The sequence below is a fragment of the Cupriavidus basilensis genome, assembly GCF_029335485.1.
GTDB classification, from domain to species: domain Bacteria; phylum Pseudomonadota; class Gammaproteobacteria; order Burkholderiales; family Burkholderiaceae; genus Cupriavidus; species Cupriavidus basilensis_E.
The window spans coordinates 1-13,860 of record NZ_JARJLM010000622.1 but is presented as its reverse complement, the minus strand read 5'-3'; the positions used below and the strand labels follow the sequence as shown (position 1 = coordinate 13,860).

10 protein-coding genes are annotated in these 13,860 nt (G+C 67.2%); 7 read left to right on the top strand and 3 right to left on the bottom strand.

Features of this window, described 5'->3' with window-relative positions; translation table 11 throughout:
* Positions 1-238 precede the first annotated feature (238 nt).
* The 6 genes from P3W85_RS38235 to P3W85_RS38210 all read left to right on the top strand — a co-directional run bounded on the left by P3W85_RS38235 (position 239) and on the right by P3W85_RS38210 (position 10,453).
* Positions 239-1,771 carry an amino acid permease gene (locus P3W85_RS38235; RefSeq protein WP_017228859.1) on the top strand — a complete coding sequence of 511 codons (1,533 nt, stop codon included), beginning with the start codon at positions 239-241 and terminating at the stop codon, positions 1,769-1,771.
* Positions 1,772-1,847: 76 nt separating this feature from the next.
* On the top strand, positions 1,848-3,518 hold the full coding sequence (locus tag P3W85_RS38230) for an amidohydrolase (RefSeq protein ID WP_276268616.1): 1,671 nt from the start codon (positions 1,848-1,850) through the stop codon (positions 3,516-3,518).
* Positions 3,519-4,231: 713 nt separating this feature from the next.
* Positions 4,232-5,566, top strand: coding sequence for an HlyD family secretion protein (locus tag P3W85_RS38225; RefSeq protein ID WP_276268615.1), 1,335 nt, complete (start codon positions 4,232-4,234; stop codon positions 5,564-5,566).
* Between the two features lie 41 nt (positions 5,567-5,607).
* The gene (locus tag P3W85_RS38220; RefSeq protein ID WP_276268614.1) at positions 5,608-6,945 is read left to right on the top strand and encodes a hypothetical protein; all 1,338 of its coding nucleotides are present in this window, start codon (positions 5,608-5,610) and stop codon (positions 6,943-6,945) included.
* A gap of 2 nt (positions 6,946-6,947) precedes the next feature.
* On the top strand, positions 6,948-8,936 hold the full coding sequence (locus P3W85_RS38215; protein WP_276268613.1) for a glycosyltransferase: 1,989 nt from the start codon (positions 6,948-6,950) through the stop codon (positions 8,934-8,936).
* Between the two features lie 5 nt (positions 8,937-8,941).
* Positions 8,942-10,453 (top strand): efflux transporter outer membrane subunit, encoded by a 1,512-nt coding sequence (locus P3W85_RS38210; RefSeq protein ID WP_276268612.1) that lies wholly within the window; start codon positions 8,942-8,944, stop codon positions 10,451-10,453.
* A 32-nt stretch (positions 10,454-10,485) separates the two neighbouring features.
* On the opposite strand, the gene P3W85_RS38205 is transcribed toward P3W85_RS38210, so the two are convergent.
* Genes P3W85_RS38205 through P3W85_RS38195 form a run of 3 tightly spaced genes read right to left on the bottom strand, consistent with a single transcriptional unit; the run spans position 10,486 to position 12,836 of the window.
* On the bottom strand, positions 10,486-11,223 hold the full coding sequence (locus P3W85_RS38205) for an amino acid ABC transporter permease (protein WP_276268635.1): 738 nt from the start codon (positions 11,221-11,223) through the stop codon (positions 10,486-10,488).
* Positions 11,224-11,245: 22 nt separating this feature from the next.
* A complete protein-coding gene (locus P3W85_RS38200; protein ID WP_276268611.1) occupies positions 11,246-11,986 on the bottom strand; it encodes an amino acid ABC transporter permease in 741 nt (246 codons plus the stop codon).
* 19 nt (positions 11,987-12,005) lie between these two features.
* The gene (locus P3W85_RS38195) at positions 12,006-12,836 is read right to left on the bottom strand and encodes an ABC transporter substrate-binding protein (RefSeq protein ID WP_276268610.1); all 831 of its coding nucleotides are present in this window, start codon (positions 12,834-12,836) and stop codon (positions 12,006-12,008) included.
* 407 nt (positions 12,837-13,243) lie between these two features.
* On the opposite strand from P3W85_RS38195, the gene trhA reads away from it, so the two are divergent.
* The coding region (gene trhA / locus P3W85_RS38190) for a PAQR family membrane homeostasis protein TrhA (protein ID WP_276268609.1) at positions 13,244-13,860 on the top strand (617 nt) is incomplete at its 3' end.

The window sequence follows — 13,860 nt, the reverse complement described above, 5'->3', positions numbered from 1 at the left end:
TGGCAAACCCCAGATTCTAGCCATGCCGCACTGCAACGTCGCGAAACCGGCCCTGCGCGGACCATCGCGGCTTTCCCCGGGCGGCGTTTTCTCTTATGATGCCGCCCAATGTACCAGCCGGTAAATGTACCCTGCGCCTTTGCGCGCATCGCCGCGTTTCCCCACTGATGCCGGCGCCGCCGGTGAGTGCGGACAGCGCCGGCGCACCCGGCTTGCGCACTCCCATCCTTTATTGCCTATGACCAGCCAGCAACCCGTTTCCAGCACACCGCCCCCCGCCCTGCGCCGCACCCTGCGCGCCCGCCATCTCACCATGATCGCGATCGGCGGCTCGATCGGCACCGGGCTGTTCGTGGCGTCCGGCGCCACCATCGCGCAAGCCGGGCCAGGCGGGGCGCTCGCGGCTTACGTGCTGATCGGCGCCATGGTCTATTTCCTGATGACCAGCCTGGGCGAGCTGGCCGCCTACATGCCGGTGTCCGGCTCCTTCGCCACCTACGGCGCGCTGTACGTCGACGAAGGCTTCGGCTTCGCGCTGGGCTGGAACTACTGGTACAACTGGGCGGTCACCATCGCCGTGGAGCTGGCGGCAGCGCAGTTGGTGATGCAGTACTGGTTCCCGGACACGCCGGGACTGCTGTGGAGCGCGCTGTTTCTCACGGTGATGTTCCTGCTCAACGCCATCTCGGTACGCGGCTTCGGCGAGGCCGAATACTGGTGCGCGCTGGTCAAGGTGGTGACGGTGATCGCCTTCATCGTCATCGGCGTGCTGATGATCTTCGGCATCCTGCGCGGCGATACCGGCGGGGTGCCGGCGGGGCTGGTGAACCTGACCGCCGGCGACGCGCCCTTCGTCGGCGGCCTGCCGGCGATGATCGGCGTGGCCATGATCGCGGGCTTCTCCTTCCAGGGCACCGAACTGATCGGCGTGGCGGCCGGCGAATCCGCCGATCCCGCCAGGAACATCCCGCGCGCCGTGCGGCAGGTGTTCTGGCGCATCCTGCTGTTCTACGTGCTGGCGATCCTGATCATCGGCATCCTGATTCCCTATACCGATCCCAGCCTGCTCAAGAACGATGTGGAAACGGTCGGCGTGAGCCCGTTCACGCTGGTGTTCCGCCATGCGGGACTGGCATTCGCCGCCGGCGTGATGAACGCGGTGATCCTGACCGCCGTGCTGTCGGCCGGCAATTCCGGCATGTACGCCTCCACCCGCATGCTCTACAACCTCGCCACCGAAGGCCGCGCACCGCGCGTGTTCGCGGGCCTGACGCGCAACGGCGTGCCGCTGATGGCGCTGCTGGCCACCACCGCGGTCGGCGCGCTGTGCTTCCTGACCTCGCTGTTCGAGAGCAAGTCGGTCTACCTGTGGCTGCTCAACCTGTCGGGCATGACGGGCTTTATCGCCTGGCTCGGCATTGCCATCAGCCACTATCGCTTCCGCCGCGGCTTCGTCGCGCAGGGGCTCGACCTGTCGCGCCTGCCTTATCGCTCGCCCTTCTTTCCCTACGGTCCGATCTTCGCCTTCGTGCTGTGCCTGATCGTCACGCTGGGGCAGAACTACCAGGCCTTCATGGACGGCAGGATCGACTGGGTGGCGGTCACCGCCACCTATATCGGCATCCCGATCTTCCTGCTGATCTGGCTGGGCTACCGCATCGTGCGCAAGACGCGCTTCGTGCGCTACGCCGACATGACATTCCCGCCGCTGCCGCCCGCCCGCGGCGCAGCGGAAGGCTCCGCCCTTCCCGCCACGGCGGCGGCGGAATAAAGCGCAGTAAGCAGTAAACATCCTGAGAGCACACAAGAAGAAAAAGCGCTGCACCACAACAACAAGGAGAGTTGATTTGAAACACGCGATCCGCAAGAGCCTGCTGGCAATCGCCGCCGGCTTCACCCTGTCGGCCCATGCCGCGCCCACCCTGATCGAATCCGTGCAGGGCTATACCCTGAGGAATGATCAGGTCGCCAGCTTCACTGGCCTGGTGTTCGACCAGGGCAAGGTGCTGGCCACCGGCGACGCCACCGCGCTGCGCGCGCAGTACCCCGAGGCCAAGCGCATCGACGGCCACGGCAAGACCCTGCTGCCGGGCCTGATCGACGCGCACGGCCACGTGTTCCGCCTGGGTTTCAAGACCACCGAGATCTCGCTGTCGGGCACCAGGGATCTCCAGCAAGCGCAAGGCATCATCCGCACCTACGGCGACAAGAACCCGCAGCGCCAATGGCTGCTCGGCTACGGCTGGAACCAGGTCAACTGGAAACTGGGCCGTTTCCCCACCGCGGCTGAACTGGACGCGGCGGTAGCGGACCGCCCGGTACGCCTGATCCGCGTGGACGGCCACGCCGCCTGGCTCAACACCAAGGCCATGCAGGCCGCCGGCATCACGCGCGACACCAAGGATCCGGCAGGCGGGCGCATCGAGCGTGACGCCAGCGGCAACCCCACCGGCGTGCTGGTCGACAAGGCCATGGCGCTGGTCAACAACGTGATTCCGCCCTACTCCGACGACGACCGCCGCGCCGCGCTGGCCGCCGCGCTGGCGCATATGAACGCGCTTGGCCTGACCGGCGCGGGCGACGCCGGCGTGACCGCGCAGGAGGACCGCATCTACCGCGAGTTCGCCGACCAGGGCAAGCTGACCACGCGCATCTACGGCATGATCCGCGACACCGGCGACGACTTCAAGGCGCTGTCCGCCAAGGGCCCGCTGTCCGGCTACGGCGGCGACCGCTACTACCTGCGTGCGGTCAAGCTGTACGGCGACGGCGCGCTGGGCAGCCGCGGCGCGGCGCTGATGGCGCCGTACTCCGACGACCACGTGCACAGCGGCCTGCTGTTCATGAGCGACGCGGCCATGCAGGCCAGCGTCAAGATGGCCATCAAGGCTGGCTACCAGGTCAATGTGCACGCCATCGGCGACGCCACCAACCACCAGGTGCTGGACGCGATCGAAGCCGCCTACAAGGAAGTCGGCGGCCGCGAACTGCGCAACCGCATCGAGCATGCGCAGGTGATCTCGCTGCCGGACATCCCGCGCTTCAAGCAGCTCGACCTGATCGCCTCGATGCAGCCCACCCACGCCACCAGCGACATGAACATGGCGGAAGACCGCATCGGCAAGGAGCGCATCAAGGGCGCCTACGCCTGGCAGACGCTGCTCAGGCAAGGCACCGTGATCGCCGGCGGCTCGGACTTCCCGGTGGAATCGGCCAACCCGTTCTACGGCCTGCACGCCGCGGTGACGCGTACCGACCACGAAGGCCGCCCGATCAAGGGCTGGCATCCGGAAGAAGCCATGACGCTGGCCCAGGCCTTCCGCGCCTTTACGCTGGACGCCGCCTATGCGGAGCATCAGGAGAAGACGCTGGGTTCGCTGGAACCGGGCAAATGGGCCGACTTCATCCTGGTCGACCAGGACCTGTTCAAGGTGGCGCCGGCCGAGATCTGGAAGACCCGCGTGCTGCAGACCTGGGTGGCGGGTGAACGCGTGTACGCGGACGCAAACCAGCGCTGACGCGCCCGCCCCTGCCCGCGGAATCTCCTGCGGGCAGGCCCAAGGGCTGGCGCTTGCGCCGGCCCTTTTTGTTGCCCTTTGCCGTCACCTCACCATGAGCAGCAAGCGGGCCTCAGGCCGTGCGGTGCGTGGAACCCTGCAAAAATTCACGCCACTTATTCACGCCACTTATTCACGCCATTTTTGCAACAGCGAAACGGCAAACCGCGTATTGCTGGTCGAAACAATGCACAAAAGACCCGCACGATATGCATCGTCTTCCGAAAATCCGGCCACGCCAATGTGCAAGCAAGGTCTCTGCGGTCACGACCATAGTGACGTCCGATGCTAGCGCAATCCGTAGTGTGACATCCCGCTCTTACATCTTTTTACAGCAACCATCCGTCTTCTTGGCTAGCCTTCAATCACTCGCCAAGGTGCAGCGGACACGAGCCCTGCACATTCACGGGTGTCATTCATGGCCGTCAGGCTATACGCAGTCGCTCCATTCCGGCGCTTGGCCGGGGTGCGGGCAATTCAGCGGACCGGCACGCACGGTCCACGCAAGGATGTGCAAGCAGCCCGGTTGAGCCGCGGCACAGCGCATCGCAGATAAATAAATTGGGGGACAGGTTCACCCGGAACGAGCGGCCTCGCGGACACGCCCGATGCTATCGGCTTGCCGTTTTTTTTTGTAAAAGCCGCATCGCACGAATTTGCAAAAAGAGGATGCCATGAGCGACAAACTGGAACACAGCCGCCCGCAGGCCACGCACCTGCCCAACCTGCGCACGGACGAACTGACACCCGCGAGAGGCGGCGGCAAGCTGAGCAAACGGCCGCTCTGGCATGTGGTGCCGCGCATGACCAGCTATGGCGTGGCCATCTTCATCGTATGGGTGATCCTGACCGTGATGTTCCCGCCCGTGTTCACGCGTTCATCCGAACGCGCCGTGGTCGATGGTCCGGTCAACCTGATCACCACGCCGGTGGAGGGGGTGGTGGCGAGCCAGCATGTCGCGGTGGGAACGTCCTTCGCTCCCGGTGACACGCTGGTGAGCGTGCAGAACCCCAATATCGACCGCGCCTTGCTGGTTGAGCTGACCGGCAAGAAGCTCGACACCCAGCAGCGCTACGACGCCGCCAAGGCCAAGCTCGAAGGCGATCAAAGCCGCCTTGCCGCCACCGACCAGCAGACCAGGAAGTACCAGACTGCCGCGCAGGCAGAGCATGCCGCCAAGATACGGGGTATCGAGGCGCGCATGGCAGTCGCCAAGGAACAGGTGGACCAGCAGGAAGACGTAGTGAACCGCAACCAGTCCATGCAATGGGCGGGCGCGGTCAGCGAGGCCTACACCAATGCCTCGCGCTACCAGCTGTCGATCCTGTCGAACTCCAAGGAGGCGATCCGCGCCGAACTCGACAACGCGCTCAGCAACAGCCAGGCCGCCAAGGGCAAGGTGTATCTCTCCAGCACCGACGGCGCGGTGTCGACCCTGACGCAACGGCATGACGAGCTGGCGGCGGAGATCACCCAGCTTCAGGCTGCGCTGACTCAGCTTCAGCAGTATGGCCAATCGGTTGATGCGTTGATCGCCGACGAAGAGAAGCGGCTCGACCGCATGTCCAATCTGGATATCAAGGCCTACGACACGGGCATGGTCCAGGATGTGCTGGCGCCGCCGGGCACGCGCGTGGCGGCCGGCGCGACGTTGTTGCGCAGCGCCAACTGCGCGCAGCCCCGCGTGGTGGCGGTATTCCCGCGCAGCCTCAGCAATGACCTGCTGCCCGGCGCCAAGGTCACGGTGCGCGTGGACGGTGTTGCCGCTCCCTTGTCCGCGAAGGTTGCGGAAATCCTGCCGCGCGCGCCGGACGGCGAGCAAGCGCGTTACTTCGTGCCCTTCCCGCCCATCGAGAAGAACGAGATCTACCTGATCGCCAAACTGGACAAGCCGTTGCCGGCGCTGCCGCATCAGGGCGGCACCTCGGCCGACAGCTGCGCGCTGGGCCGCTGGGCCAAGGTCAGCCTGGATCAGCCGTGGTGGGGCCACATGCGCGCGCTGATCTGATGGCGGCCAATCCGACGCAAGGCAAGACCCGGGAGCCTGCCATGAACAGCGTTTCACCAGGCCTGCGGCGCTGGCTGCTGTCGCCGCTAGCGGCCGGCATGGCCGGGCTGGCCATCGTGCTGGCGCCTCTCCCGGCCAGCGCCCAGACCCCGCCGGCGCAAGCGCGGGAACAGTTGCTGGCCAGCGGCTGCCAGGCCATTGGCGCACGCGTCGCCGCGGTACCAGGCCAGGGACCGGTGATGCTCGGCAGCTACGACCCGGCGCCAGGGCAGGGGCCGCTTGCACCCGCCTTGCAGCAGGCGGCCTTCGTCTACGACAACGCGCTCGCCGGCGTTGCGCTGGTGGCCTGTCACCGTGTCGGCGACGCACGCCGCATTGCCGACGCCATGCTGGCGGCCAGCGCGCACGACCGGCATTATCACGATGGGCGCCTGCGCAACGCCTATCGCGCCGGCGCGCTGCCCGCCGGCCCGGCGCCACTGCCTGGCTGGTGGGACGCGCCCAGCAAGCGCTGGTTCGAGGATGCGTACCAGGCCGGCACAGCCACGGGCAACGTGGCATGGGCCGCGCTGATGTTGCTGGCCGTCTACGACGCCACGCACGAGCGCCGTTACCTCGATGGCGCCGGCACGCTGATGGGCTGGGTCGACACCGCCGTCTTCGATAGCGGCGCGCCGGGCGGCTTTATCGGTGGCTATTTCGGTGAAGAACCCAATCCGCTTCGCCAGACATGGAAATCCACCGAGCATAACGTGGATGCCTACGCCGCGTTCAGCTGGCTGGCGCTGCGCAGCAGCGATCCGCGCTGGCCGGTGGCGGCGCGCCGCGCGCGCGGCTTCGTCGAGGCGATGTGGCAGCCGCGCGAAGGCCGCTTCGTCATCGGCACGCGCGAGGATGGCCGCTCGCTCAACAGCGCCCCCTCGGCGCTCGATGCGGTGCTTTGGCCCCTGATTGCCATTCCGGATGCGCCCGCCGACTGGCGGCGAGGCATGGACTGGACGCGCGAGCGTCATGGCGTCAAGGGCGGCTACGGGTTCAACGGCAACCCCGACGGCGTCTGGACGGAAGGCACGGGCCAGGCTGCGCTGGTGCTGCGCGCCAGCGGCCGCGCGCAGGACACGGCTGCGCTGTGGCCACTGCTGCAATCCCAACGCGCGCCTTCCGGCCTGCTCTATGCCACCCCGGAACAACGCATTCGCACCGGCCTGTCCATCGGGCCGACTTCCACCACGGAAGATTTCTACTACTACCACCTGCCGCACCTCGGAGCGACCGCATGGGCCGTGCTGGCGGCGGCGGGCTGGAACCCTTTCCGCCCATCCGGATGCCTCCAGGCCACTTGCGGCGGCGGTGATCCTGCCTCCCCGTCAAAGGAGTAACCATGTTCGAATTTTTTCTCGATGGCAGGACGCTTCTCGTCATCAACGCGGCCACCCTGCTGCTCGCGTGGCTTTGCCTACGGGGGGATCGCGCCCGGCCCACGGACCGCTACGTGTTTGGCGCCATCACCGCGACGTTGCTGCTGGTCTACCTCGCCTGGCGCGCGACGCAGACGCTGCCCGATTGGCACATGACCTTCCCGAGCCTGTGGGCGCATGTCTTCTTCGGCTTCGAAGTGATGACGCTCGCCTACACCCTGATCTCCATCGTCACGCTGACCCGCGGCAGCAACCACACGCCGGATGCCGACGCCGGCGAGGCAGCCCTGCGCCGCAGCCGCAAGGTGCCACGGGTGGACATCTTCATCGCCACCTACAACGAGGGGCTGGAGATACTGGAGAAGACCATCGTCGCGGCACTGGCGATCGACTACCCGGATTTTCGCGTGTGGGTGCTGGACGACACCCGCCGCGACTGGCTGAAAGCGTTCTGCGAGCAGGTGGGCGCCAACTATGTCACGCGACCGGACAACACGCACGCCAAGGCGGGCAATCTCAACAACGGGCTGCGCCACAGCGCCCGCGCGGAGCACGGCGGCGGCGCGCCCTACATCATGGTGCTGGACGCCGATTTCGCGCCCAACCGGAACATCCTGCTGCGTATCATCGGCCTGTTCGGCGATCCCAAGGTGGGCGTGGTGCAGACCCCGCAGTTCTACTACAACGCGGACCCGATCCAGTACAACCTGCGTTCGACCGAATGCTGGGTCGACGAGCAGCGCGCCTTCTTCGACGTGATGCAGCCCGCCAAGGATGCGTGGGGCACCGCCTTTTGCATCGGTACCTCCTTCGTGGTCCGGCGCGACCTGCTGGGCCTGATCGGCGGCTTCCCCACCGGCACGGTGACCGAGGACATCCACCTGACCTACCGCCTGATGCCGCACGGATACGTCACGCGCTGGCTCAACGAACGCCTGAGTGTCGGCCTCTCCGCGGAAGGCCTGCCCGAGTACATCAGCCAGCGCAGCCGCTGGGGGCTGGGCACGATCCAGGTCGCGCTCACGGCCGACGGGCCGCTGCGCGGGCGCGGTTATACGCTGGGGCAGCGCCTGCACTACGTGCACGGCCTGCTGCACTGGCTGAGCCGCCCCTTCACGCTGATGCTGCTGGCGGGGCCATTGCTGTACTGGTACTTCGATGTGCCCACGCTGTATGGAGACCCCATGCAATTCCTGGCCTATGGCGTGCCGGCGCTGCTGCTGTACTGGGCCTACAGCATCTGGATCACCGGCTCGCGCGCGTTGCCCATCTTTACCGAGGTGACGCAGATCGTGGCCTCGCTGGCGGTGAGCGCCACGCTGGCAAGTGCATTCTTCAAGCCGTTCGGACGCCCCTTCAAGGTCACCAACAAAGGCCTGGACCGCAGCCGGCTCGTGATCCACGGCAAGCTCGCCGCGCTGTACGGCTGCCTGATCGTGCTGTCGGGGATGGGCCTGGCGCGGGCGGTGACCGCCGATGCCTCGGCGCAAGGGCTCGTCTTCAATATCGCGTGGACTGCCATCTCGATGGTGCTCTACCTCACTTCCCTACTGGTCTGCGTGGAGCTGCCCCGCCCCCGCAAGGAGGAGCGCTTTCCCTATCGCGCGCGGGCGCGGTTGCGGATTCACGGCAAGGAGACCGGCGCAGCCGGCAGCGAGTACGCCGCAACCACCATCGACCTGTCCTGCAACGGCGTCGCCCTGGCCAGCGAGATGGCGGCCGCCATACCGGTCGGCGCCGAAGGCGCGGTCTGGCTGGAAGCGACGGGCTGGGTGCCGTGCCGCATCGCGCGCCGCCAGGGCAAGCTGCTGGGCGTGGCCATGCACGCCGACATGGCCGCGCGCCATCGGCTGATCCGCCTGCTCTTCAGCGAGCCTTCCCACAACGTGGCGCATCGCGGAAGTCCCCGCCTGGCTATTTCGCGGCTGATGCAGCGCGCCTTCTCCGGTTGAATCCCATGCACAAGACACCCTCCCCGACTCTGCGCGCCATCTGCGCCGTCCTGCCGCTGGTCCTGGCCGCATGCACGCTGGAACCCACCTACCAGCGTCCCGCGCAACCGGTGCCGCAAGCATGGCCCACCGGCCCGGCCTATGCCGGCGGCGCGCCGGCCGCGGCCAATGCGGCCGCGGCCGATCTCGGCTGGCAGGATTTCTTTGCCGACGCGCGCCTGCGGCGCCTGATCGAACTCGCGCTCGCCAACAACCGCGACCTGCGCGCCGCCACGCTGGCCATCGACCAGGCGCGCGCCCAGTACCGCATCCAGCGCGCCGCCCAGTTCCCCGCGATCGGCGCCAACGCCGGCCTGCTCAGCCAGCGCGTTCCGAGCGACCTGCGCGCGCCTGGGCAGTCCGCGGTCATCAACGAATACAGCGCGGGGGTCGGCTTCACTGCCTTCGAGCTCGATTTCTTTGGCCGCGTGCGCAGTCTCAAGCATGAAGCGCTGGAGCAATACCTGGCCACCGAGGAAGCGCGCCGCAGTGCCCACATCAGCCTGGTTGCGGAAGTCGCCGATGCGTACCTGACCTTGCGCGCCGACGAGGCCCTCCTGAAGATATCGCAGGACACGCTGCAGGCCCAGCAGGCCGCCGCCGACATGGTGGGGCGCAGCAAGCGCGCGGGCGCCATGGCCCAGCTGGACGTGCATCGGGCGGATACCCAGCTACAGACCGCGCGCGTGGGCGTGGAGCAATACACGCGGCAGGTCGCGCAGGACGAGAACGCACTCAGCCTGTTGATCGGCGGCCCGCTGCCGCAGGACTTGCCGGCGGGCCTGCCGTTCGAGTCGCCGGACCTGGTCGCCGAGTTGCCCGCCGGCCTGCCTTCGGCGCTGCTGGAACGGCGCCCCGACATCATGGCCGCCGAGCACCGCCTGAAGGCGGCCAACGCCGACATCGGCGCGGCGCGGGCGGCCTTCTTCCCGACTATCTCCCTGACCGCCGCGGTCGGCACCGCCAGCCCCACCCTGGCCGGCCTGTTCGCGGCCGGCATGGGGGCGTGGACCTTCGCGCCGCAGATCACCATGCCGATCTTCAATGCCGGCAACAACCAGGCACGGCTGGACGTCTCCAAGATACAGAAGGACATCAATATCGCCAACTACGAAAAGGCGATCCAGACCGGCTTCCGCGAAGTCGCCGATGGACTGGCCGCGCGCGGTACCTATGACCGCCAGGCCGACGCGCAGGAGACGCTGGTCAAGGAGGCGGCTGAAACCCAGCGGCTGTCGGAGATGCGTTTCAAGAATGGCGTGGACGACTATTTCGCCGTCTTCGATGCGCAGCGCCAGCTCTATACCGCGCAGCAGACGCTGGCCACCATCCGCCTGGCGCGCCTAACCAGCCGTGTCGCGCTGTACAAGGCGCTTGGCGGCGGATGGTCGGAACGGACCGTGGCCGCTGCTGGCAATACTGCGCCGGGCGCGCCGGCCCCGGTGGCCCGGAGCGCCGCAGCCGCCCGTGCGCAATAGGGCCGCGGAACGACGGCCGCCACCGTTCCGGCTCACCCCTTCGGGCGCGCCGGTGCCAGCGCAACGGATCCCCACGCGCGGCGCAGCCTGGAGGCTGCGCGGGCGCGGCGGCGCGTCAGCAGCAGCAGGCCCGCGGCCACGCTCTCGATCGAGAGGCAGATCACAAAATAGAGCAGCGCGACCGCGAGGAAGACCTCCGCCGCGTAGCCCACGCTGCGCCCGTTGACCTGTGTGGCCACGGTAGAGAGTTCCACCACGCCGACGATATAGGCCAGCGACGTATCCTTGGCCAGCGACACCCAGATATTGCCCAGCGAGGGCAGCATCGCGCGCAGGCTTTGCGGCAGCACCACCTGCCACAAAGCCTGCATGGGCGTCATGCCTAGCGCCAGCGCCGCGTTGCGCTGCCCGCGCCCGATCGCGTCGAAGCCGGCCTCCATCACCTGGGCGATATAGGCCGCGCCGATCAGCGCCAGCGCCAGCATCACGGTCCGCACCTCGCCCACGTGGACGCCGGCCAGCATCGGCAGGAGGAAGTAGGTCCAGAAGACCAGCATCAGCACGGGAACGGCGCGCAGGCAGGCCAGCAGCGCGCGCGCCGCGCGCGCCAGCGGCACGGGCGCCCGGTCAAGCAGTACGGCCAGGCCGATGCCGAGCACGGTGGCGCCGGCACAGGCCAGCACCGCCATCCACAAGGTCAGCGCCGCGCCCGCCAGCGGGCCATCCGGAAAGGTGCCGGCCAGCAGGTAGGGCAACTGCCGGAGCACCATGGCCCATCCGGCGCTGTCGGGATCAGGCACGCGCGGCCTCCAGCCAGCCCAGCCGGCGCAGCAGCCCCGGCGCTGAACCCTGCAGGAGCAGGATCAGCGCCACATAAAGCAGGGTGGCAAGGCCGAAGGCCTGGAAGGTCATCAGGCTATCGGTCTCCACCTGGCGCGCGGCGTAGGACATCTCGGCAAAGCCGATCGCCATCGCCAGGGAAGTGTTCTTGATGGTCTGGCAGAACTGGCCCACCATGGGGCGCGCGGCAACGCGCAGCGCCTGCGGCAGCACCACGCGCCAGAACGCAGCCGCCGGCGTAAAGCCCAGCGCCAGCGCCGCTGCGTTTTGTCCCGCCGGCACATTGGCCAGCCCCGCCTCCAGTTCGCGTGCATAGAACGTGCTGGCATAAAGACCGATGCCGGCCAGGCTGGCAAGCGCTTCCAGCGACGGCGCGGGCAGGTGCAGCGGTCCGATCTGCAGGCCCTGCCAGCCGTAGAGCGCGCCGATCGCGCTCTCGCCCAGCAGTTGCGCCGCGCCGAAATACCAGAAGAACAATTGCACCAGCAACGGCGTGCGGCGCAGGAAGCCTGCCGCCGCGCCCGCGGCCACGCGCAGCGGCCAGAGCGGGCTGCGCATGAGCGCCAGCCAGAACGCGGCCAGCACGCAGCCGAGCGCGAACACCGCGATCGACAAGGCTATCGTCAGGCCGAAGCCCGTGACGATCCAGCCGGCATATTTCAGCGGTAGCGGCTGCAGCAGGATGGCTTGCATTGCGACGGCGGCGGCGGCCTTACTTCACCGCACTGCCGATGGTGAAATCGCGCGCCAGCGGCGCGGCGCTCTTCGGCCCGAACCACTTGTCATAGATACGCGCGGCGGTACCGTTCTTTTCCAGGTCCGCCAGGATGCGGTCGACCTCGGCGGTCAGGCGGTCCTCGCCTTTCGGAATCCCGACGCCCATGTACTCGCGCGTCAGCGTGAACGATGAAATCTCGAACTGGTCCTTGTTCGGCAGCGTCGCCAGCAGCGCGCCCAGCTTGGCACCGTCCTGCGCGAACGCCTGGATGGCGCCGCTGCGCAGCGCGGTCAGCGCCAGCGGGGAATCGTCATAGGCAATCACGCGCGCCTCCGGGTACTTCTGCCGCAGCGTGGTCTCCTGCGTCGTGCCCTTGTCCACACCCAGGCGCCATGTCTTCAGGTCGTCCGGCTGCTTGAGCGCGCCCTTCTTCGCGATGAACTGCAGGCCGCTGGCGAAATACGGCGTGGAGAACGCGACCTGCTGGCGGCGCTCGTCGGTGATGGTGAAGTTGGCGGCAACGATGTCCACCTTCTGCGACGCCAGCAGCGGCACGCGATTGGCCGGGTTGGTGGCGCGGAACTCCGGCTTGACGCCCAGCCGCCTGGCAATCTCCGCCGCGTAGTCCACGTCCAGCCCCACAGGCGTGGTAGTGCCGGCCTGAACGAAGCCGAACGGAGGATTCGCATCGAACACGCCCACGCGCAGCACGCCGGCCTTCCTGATGTCATCCAGGCGATCCGCCATGGCGGGAGCGCAAGCCAGCACCGTCAGGCCGGCGAGCAGGGTCAGTGCGGCCTTGAACAATGGCGAAGGGATACGCATCGGAAGTCTCGCAAAGGTTGGATGGCGAGACGATAGCGGTGGCAGAACAGGCGGGGAACGAATGGTTTCGCAGATGGATATGCCGCCGCCGTGGACCTTTTGAGCCGCATCCAAAGGCACCCTCGTTGCCGGCCTTCCCGGCGGGACGCTAAAGCGCACCGGCTCCGCGAAAGGGAGCTGAAACGCCTTTGACGTTGACCTTAGGGTGCCGATGTTGAATTTAAGCGACAGAAAACAATAAAAACCAGGAAGTTAGGAAAAGAAGTTCAAAAATCCCGCTCCCTGCCCCGTCGATTTCCGTGCAAAAATACCCGCTATAACGCACCGCAGCAAAAACCAGAAACACTGCCGCGGCGGCGAGCCCCCTGCAATCGCCCACCAGCGACCCAACCAGGAGAACCGAATTCATGTATCGCGGAGAACGCTTCAACGGCTACAGCCACCTTGCAGGCGCCATTCTCGCCGCCGCCGGCACGGCCGTCCTCGTCACCTCGTCGGCCCTCTACCACGACGGCTGGAAGATAGTCAGCTCCGTGGTCTACGGCACCACGCTGGTCTTCCTCTACACCATCTCCACGCTCTATCACAGCCTGCGCGGCCGGCCCAAGGACATCCTGCGGCGCCTCGATTACTGCGCCATCTACCTGCTGATCGCGGGCAGCTATACGCCCTTCGCGCTGGTGACGCTGCGCGGGCCGTGGGGCTGGACGCTGTTCGGGGTGAACTGGGGGCTGGCGGTCATCGGCATTGCGCAGGAACTGGTGATCGGCAAGCGCACGCGCATATTCTCGCTGCTGATCTATGTGCTGATGGGCTGGCTGGTGCTGTTCGCCTTCGGCCCGCTGGTGGCGGCGCTGCCGGCCGCCGGCCTGTACTGGCTGGTCGCCGGGGGCGCGCTCTATACGGCCGGCATCGGTTTCTTCCTGTTCGACGAGAAGGTGCGGCACTTCCACGGCATCTGGCACCTGTTCGTGCTCGCTGGCAGCGCCTGCCAGTTCGTCAGTATTCTCTGGTACGTGGGCTA